Source organism: Bradyrhizobium australafricanum, from assembly GCF_020329495.1.
Taxonomy (GTDB): domain Bacteria; phylum Pseudomonadota; class Alphaproteobacteria; order Rhizobiales; family Xanthobacteraceae; genus Bradyrhizobium; species Bradyrhizobium australafricanum.
On record NZ_JAGKJL010000201.1, the window covers coordinates 1 to 740 of the forward strand.

Annotated in this window: 1 protein-coding gene; it reads right to left on the minus strand. The window is 54.9% G+C overall.

Annotated elements, in window-relative coordinates; genetic code table 11:
• Positions 1-213: hypothetical protein (locus J6525_RS46555; RefSeq protein WP_225649495.1), on the minus strand; the 213-nt coding region annotated here is incomplete at its 3' end.
• Positions 214-740: the final 527 nt, after the last annotated feature.

Sequence of the window (740 nt, forward strand, 5' to 3'; positions counted from 1 at the left end):
GAAGCGCTCATTCAGGATGTTCCAGTCGATCAGCGCTGCCAACCGCACCAGCGGATGACCCATGTCGATGATCTGATCAAGCGCCGGAAGCAACAGGTCTTTCTGGCGATCATCCCGCGGCTTGCTCATCGCATTCCCCAATGTCGACGACGCCGTCAGGGAATCACGAATCACCCAAAAGCAAAACCTAAAACGCAAGAAAGCGAGGTCCAATACCCCGCTTTCCTGCGAAATCGAATACTACATCAAGACCAATTCTGCTTATTTCTCAGGTCAATCCGCATTCTTCACGGACGACGTCCTAAGAGCCTGCAGAGCACGTCGGCACGACTATCTTCGACCCTCGCGTCAAAGCTTCCCAAGTGGAAAGGTTGCGATCAACAACAAAAGCTACTGTACCTCAAGGATCATTTCGACTTCGACCGGGGCATGGCGCGGAAGTGCCGCCACGCGCAGTGAGGAGCGAGCATGTCTACCATCGATTCGCCGAACACCTCGACCATTAGGTCGGAATATCCATTGATCACCTTGGCTTAGTCACCGAAGTCATCGGCCGAGTTAACCATGCCGACCACTTTAACAACGCGTTTCACGCGATCGACGCTACCCAGCGCCGCTCGCTCCTTTGCCAGCGTGATCAAGCCTGCTTGCTTGGCAGCCTCATGGCCTTATTCGTCGATCAGATCCCGTCCGAGCTTACCCTTCGGCTCGCTCGAGACTGCCCGCCATGAACAGGAGAT